The sequence below is a fragment of the Wolbachia endosymbiont of Nomada ferruginata genome (assembly GCF_001675785.1).
GTDB classification, from domain to species: domain Bacteria; phylum Pseudomonadota; class Alphaproteobacteria; order Rickettsiales; family Anaplasmataceae; genus Wolbachia; species Wolbachia pipientis.
In genome coordinates this window covers 4,282-10,813 of record NZ_LYUY01000045.1, presented here as the reverse complement: position 1 = coordinate 10,813, position 6,532 = coordinate 4,282, and the positions used below count along the sequence as shown (strand labels likewise).

The window sequence follows — 6,532 nt, the reverse complement described above, 5'->3', positions numbered from 1 at the left end:
ATTATCACTTGAACAACCAAATAGCTCAGCTATATGTTTTTGTGTAAGCCACAGATTGTCATTTTCAAACCTGACCTCTATATGTACCTTTCCATCTTCTGTCTCATAAAATAAGATTTCATTGTTATCTGGTTTCATACATCTTTTCAAATTGTTATCTGCTTTAAGTAGCAATTTTATTTGAAAGAGATTTCCATACTCTGTTCTTGGATTGCTTTTATCATAAAGTTTTAAGCTTATATAATATATATTCAGGATTTGGAAAATTTTTGTCCAAAAAATCTTCTTCTTAAATAAACTTTTTAGAAAAAAACTTGGTTAAAAATCAGTAAACAAGCATTGTATAATTATTGGTCAAGGCTTTCAGATTTCTATCTTAACAGTGTAATTAATCTATTATGCTAACGTAGCTTAGCTAATTTCTTATGAACGTTTACCCAAACCGTAAATTCTGGGAAGATGATTTAGAAGTACCAGTTAACTACTTACTTGAGCGTTTTCACAATACAGAAGTCCGTCATTCTTGGATGAATTCACTTTCTGGTAGGCAGTTAAGTGTTATCTTTCAACACTGCTTTAAAGACAAGCTAAATGGTCAACTCTTTGATGATCAAGACTACGATAACACATCCATACAATATAAACGTAAAGTGATTGCTAAACATTTAGACTCTCTAGTTATTTATTACCTGATTAGCTGTTTTGAACGTGCAAAGCTTGAAGCTACTGTCAGTGAAATTGCAAGATCTGCATTGACTGAGGAACTCATGAAATCCTACCTTCTAAAAGGTAACAATAAATACGACAAAAAGTCTTTGTTATTTCTATTGTTTCATGTAGATCACAACCTTTTAAAGTCTGTCTATCACTTTGAAAAAATACAAAGAAAAGGTTCTGTATCATTTGCTCTTCAAAAGACACCACGACAACCAAATGTTCCATTTAAAGACTTCATCTCTCAGGAAACCATAGTGCAGATACTGAAAGAAGACGACATTAAACGCAATGACGGTTTTGAAAATCAATTACAAGGTTTCTTCTACCATCAAAATCGTTTATATGTATTAGTTCGTAGAGCTAGTGGTATAGATTTACTACTAAACTCAAATAAGGTTATTCATGGTCATAAGCCAGATTGGATGATTTTGGATTTTCTAGTTAATGGTACTCAAGTAGATCTTACTGCCAAAAATATTGATCAAGCTACAGAGATAGCAAATAGCATTGCAAGTCGTTATTTTAGCTCTGAATGTGTTTTTGTAAACGCGCAGGATAAAAACTTTGCAGAGCAAGTATATAAATTCATTAAAGTTTGTGTTGATGGCTCTGATTCAAATATATTCACTTTTGAGTTAAAATTTCAGTCAAATCGTTTTAAATATAGCAACACTTGCATTACTTTAACCGTTATACCACATGATCCTATTGCATCTGAGCTCTATATTTTACACCCTTCTATTGGTGATATACTAAAATCTATTGAATTGATGAAGATAATATTTCAAGGCAAAAAGATAGGATTATTTTTTAAGCGAAGTGATGAGCACATAGCAATTTACTACTCTGAATATCCGTTGAATAAAAAGGAAAGAGAGGATTTTAAAGCATACATGAAACAATTTTATGGTCTTACAATCTTGCCAAGAGCAAATCTCTGATCTTCTTAATTCTGGCAGCTCTTGGGTTAATCCAAATCAAAATTATATCGAAGCAGCAAGGTATTTGTCGAATCTTGAATTAATTAAGATGCAAGAGAGGGCCTATATTATCTGCTCTCATAGACAAGATAAATTAGATTGGCCAAATATAGTTGATCCATACTGTAACAATGAGATTTTCATTGATGAGAACTTTAACGAAGCATGCGATAATATAATTTGTGAAAATTGCAACCGTGATATTTTACCTAATACCTACAAGAAGCAAAGATTTCACCGCTTATCTGCATATTTAAACCCAGAGAAATTTATGAATTGGTTTGAAGGTCAGCTAAGTAATACGCATTTCATGTGGCAAAAAGTGGAAAGTGGAGTTTATCATGTTGGTGGACAAGGTAAGATTGTAAGTTTAATCATACTTGATTTTTGCACCAATCCAACATTCTTAACGATAGATAAGCTTAAAGCTAATCCAACTGTATTAATAATACTGAGAAAAAATCCATCAAACATACCTCTTGATTTGCCCATAGTAAAAATGGTTGACCTTTTCTTTCAGCATAAGACGTTAATTGAAGTATTCCAAGAAGCAGCACAAAGAGGAGTACTAGAGTTCATACCAAATACTTCAATGCAAATTTTACATACTTCACTTGAGCAAATTGAACCTGCTAGAGAGAAAGAATTACTAGAGTTACAATTGGTAGAAGGCTCACTTTACGTAAACAATATAGAGATTCTAAATAAGAAAGCTGTAGCATGTATGAAGGTTTTTCGCATATTATTTGAACAATTTTTGCATGATTGTAAAAAAGAATTACCTCCTGAAAAACACATGTTGCTTAGCATAACTGAAATAGAAAAGCGCCTAAATCTTGATCCAGAAGCAGATCCAGAACATCACATCAGAAAACCACTAAACACAATCCAAAGAACAATAAAAACCACCTTAGCTAAAAAGTTAGGATTAAACATCGAACGTAATGATGTGATTCAAACAGTTGGTTGGCCTGGATCATCGCGTAAAGATTATGGCTACCGTATTAACCCTTTCACTGTGCTGATAAAAGTAGTTCGTTAAGTTTTTAGTAGATTAAAGTCTCTCCGGTTCAAATCACCTATAAATAGTTTCCCAGTTCCCATTTTACAGTTGGAGCAGGGCTAGTAGCTTTTGGTTTTATATCACCTGCAGCATAGGTGCTTTAACTGCTCTTCATATTGCCTTGCATTGACAAATTTTTTCCTTCAAAGAAGATTCACTCGTTGAGATTTCCAAAATGGCACCATGCAAGCCTGCTAAAAACAGTATTCACCTATTGTAGATAAGGTATGTTTTTTGTCTCTTTCAGGCTTTTGTTTTTTCTTAAGTCTTTACAGCTAAAATAAAACGTGATATGGCTGCACAAGGTTTTCTATTGAGTTAAGCTACACATGCCCCTCATTGGGTTTTTAATGTAGTTTACAAGAGTTCTTTGGGTTAAACCTATAAATTTGGGTCCACCAAGTGGTATAATTACTCTAAAAAGCATTAAAAATAGGAATTAAAAAAATAGACTGTTATCAAGATGAATTTTTCTTCAACTGCTTCTGTGCTAATAATCACAATAGATATATTACATACTACTAATATGTAATATATTATATATATAAAGGAATCTGCCATTCTGCCAACTTGCTCAAATCAGCCATAGAAGGGAACTTTGGAACATATTTCAAGTTGGCAACTTTCTGCCATTCTACCAACTTATTACTTTTTCTAAGCTACTGATTTTCTTATATTTTTATCAATTTTAAGTTGGTAGAATGGCAGATTCTTCAGTTTGCCAACTTGCCATCTTGCCAACTTAATATATAATTCTACTATCTCCTTTTGCAATGTTATACATTTCTTGGTTTTTAGCTGTTAACTGCATTTGGTAAAAGATAATAATTTGGAAATTTTTGGTATAATCTGTGCTCCTAGGTCCTGATCTTTCTCAAGCAGCTCATTGAAATAGTATTTTCTCTCCTCTCTTTAATTCCTTAGTCCTACTATATTCAAATTTTCAGATATTTTTAAAAGGCTTGCCAGACATGTTTATATCTGTTCTATAATTATCTTTTTAGCATTTGTATTTACTTTGCTATTTTGTTGAATGGGTATTTACTTCCAAAAAATTTTTGTTTCAGACCCCTAATTCGTTTGCTATCTATAAAGAGGCTATTTGCTTCTTTAGCTTTCCTATAGATGTTATCTATAATGAAGATTGAGTAACATTATATTTTCATTATACTAATAATAATTAACATTGTATATTATCTTTCCCATATTATTTCTCAGAGTTATGTAAGACCCATACATCCCTATTTTCCACAGGTAGAGTCGCTCCATTGTTTGGTACAAGATAGTAATCTGGTTTTACCAATACATACTGATTTTCAGCAATTTTTAGCTCCATGTCTTTTACACATAGGTAACCATGCTTCGATCTTGTGTTTGATAATCCATATTCATCACACTTCTTGAAAAATTTTATATGACCTATCATTGCAAGATTACTAATTCTTTCACGAATGCTACGATCACTACCAAGTCCGAACTTTCCTTCAAAACACTTTGCAAAGCTAGCTGCAGTATATACTTCTCCTCTATACGCTTCATTAGAGATTAACTCTAAAATTATATCACATCTTCTTAGACGTTCTAAATCCAATTTAGTATTATAGCTAGACCTTACTATTCTTTCTGAATTTAATGTATCATCAGATTGTACAAACGCACCGTTATGCCAATAAAATGAAATCTTTTCTTCGTTAGATGCAGAATAATTTGACTTCTTACGGCAAAGTACTCGTTCATTACCAGAAGCATCAGCTTTATCTGGCTTTGACAAGTACCAACGAGATCTTACTGTATTATTCCACGCAGTTGAACCACCTGTACCTGTTTTACGTATTATTCCTGAATCAGAAGGATGAGCACATAATAATACAGCTCCTTTTATTACTTTCACTATTTTTCCACAACAACTTTGAATAAATTGTCTCACATGAGAGCGATTGTTTTCATTGCCACCAAATAAGTCTGCTGCTGTATCTAAAACTACTAGCTTTGGTTGAAACAATTTAATATCTTCAAGTAATTCTTCAAAGCAATGAGTTAATTTACCTATATCTTTGTTATCAAATATCATGAGTAGATTATCTTTCCACACTCTCGATAAAAAGCCAATATTATCATGAAAGTCACAGGATTCCATATCTAACTGATATAATCTATTTATAGCACACTGTCTTCGCCACAGCTCTTCTGTATCATCTTCACAAAATACACCATATGTCTTCATCTGCTCAATTTCCATTCCCAACCAAGATTTACCTGTGCTCGCTGCTGTCATTAGTTGTTGAGCAAGTAGAGACTTTCCCATACCACCATCACCGTAGAGAGCCGTAACACTTCCAATAGGAAGCCAATCTTTAACAATCCATTCTCTTTCTGGAGCAATATTAGCCCAAGCTCTGGTATCTATTCTCAACGATTTTTTTGAAGGAGCCTTTTTTGTACTAAGGATGAACTCTTTAACATTTACACCTTCTTTCATGCAATCAGCAGCGTCCCAACCCTTTGGTTTATCTTTAGGTATTTCCAAAATGCAAAGTTCTTCAACTCCAAGACAAGTAAGTTTCATAGCAGATTTTTCAGCGTATTTCTTACCTGCTTCATCATTATCTGGCCATATAATAATGTGTTTACCTTTAAGTGGAGTCCAATCTGTTTTTTCAATAGGTGCATTTGCTCCAGACATTGCTGTTGTTGCAGTTATTCCTTTCTCTATCAGCGCTTCTGCACATTTTTCTCCTTCAACAAGAATAACTTTATCGGACTTCAAAATACCTGGAATATTATAGAGTGGCCTTATCTTCGGTGCACCAAAGTCGGACTTTTTTATATCAAAAGGAAGATATCGCTTCCCATTATCATCATCGTAACGATAGATTCTAACAATAGCTTGGCCGTTTTCACCGTAATAATCCCAATATGCAGTTGGACTACTTGAAGTTTTGAAATGACCAAGCCACTCAGCTATAGAAGCCATTACTTCAGGAAACTCTATTCTTGTACTTTTTCTATTTACTCCCGCCCAAAGGTCGATAATGTCACCACCTTCTCCTGTTGCAAAATCATGCCATAGGCCAGCTTCACTACCACTTAATTCTACTACTAGACTCTTTCCTTTATCACCTTGTACATTGCCTACATAAAACTTATCACCACGAAAAGTTCCTCTTGGTAATAGATATGAAAGGCATGATCTGATATTTAACAGAAGCTGAGCTTTAAGTTGTTCTTTTTCTACTAACGGTGCATTTTTTCGTGGAGCTGCAGTATTAAAATCACAATAGATACCCATAAAATCTCCAATATATTTAAAGTTTAGAAATTTGGTTAAGCTGTGGCTATCCAGCGTCCGTTAACCATGTTTATGAATTTTGTTGGTATTGGTTTGCCGTTTTTAAGTTCGTACATCAATTGCAGAGTATTCCTTTCTGGCCTAAATATCATTACTCCAGATGTATATAAACTTCTTAAAACATTAGCACCACTCAATGCTTGAAATGGATTCTTTTTTAACGTGGTTGTTGACACTTTTTTTGTGTAATGTGTAACTATTACTCCAGCCGTAGGATTAGTTATAGAGCGTAGTTCATCAATACTATTTTGCAGAAAAGAGATCATACTCCTATAATCAAAAACAGAGTCTATTACTATAAGATCAACTGTTTTTACATCGAGATTTTCCGACATAATTTCCTTTATTTTTTCCACATTCAAAGTTAACTGTACTTTTTTAGTAATAACTAAGTTTTCTGTTCCTTCATCAAGGATTTTCTTG

3 protein-coding genes and 1 pseudogene are annotated in these 6,532 nt (G+C 33.3%); 2 read left to right on the top strand and 2 right to left on the bottom strand.

All coding sequences use genetic code 11. From position 1 onward, the window contains the following. The first annotated feature begins 425 nt into the window (after positions 1-425). On the top strand, positions 426-1,658 hold the full coding sequence (locus BA053_RS03530; protein ID WP_065106763.1) for a hypothetical protein: 1,233 nt from the start codon (positions 426-428) through the stop codon (positions 1,656-1,658). Next, the gene (locus BA053_RS03525) at positions 1,624-2,739 is read left to right on the top strand and encodes a hypothetical protein (protein WP_065106762.1); all 1,116 of its coding nucleotides are present in this window, start codon (positions 1,624-1,626) and stop codon (positions 2,737-2,739) included. Before BA053_RS03530 ends, BA053_RS03525 begins: the two co-directional genes overlap by 35 nt. 1,228 nt (positions 2,740-3,967) lie before the next feature. Here BA053_RS03525 and BA053_RS03520 read toward each other — a convergent pair. Further along, complete coding sequence (locus BA053_RS03520) at positions 3,968-6,049, bottom strand: AAA family ATPase (RefSeq protein ID WP_082942377.1); 2,082 nt, start codon at positions 6,047-6,049, stop codon at positions 3,968-3,970. Positions 6,050-6,084: 35 nt separating this feature from the next. Beyond that, positions 6,085-6,532: pseudogene (locus BA053_RS08030) on the bottom strand (helicase RepA family protein); the annotation flags it as partial.

What these genes read in the sequence shown, in the direction of transcription:
- BA053_RS03530 (WP_065106763.1), top strand. Translation starts at nt 426, where the DNA reads ATGAACGTTTACCCAAACCGTAAATTCTGGGAAGATGATTTAGAAGTA.
- BA053_RS03525 (WP_065106762.1), top strand. Translation starts at nt 1,624, where the DNA reads ATGGTCTTACAATCTTGCCAAGAGCAAATCTCTGATCTTCTTAATTCT.
- BA053_RS03520 (WP_082942377.1), bottom strand. Translation starts at nt 6,049, where the DNA reads ATGGGTATCTATTGTGATTTTAATACTGCAGCTCCACGAAAAAATGCA.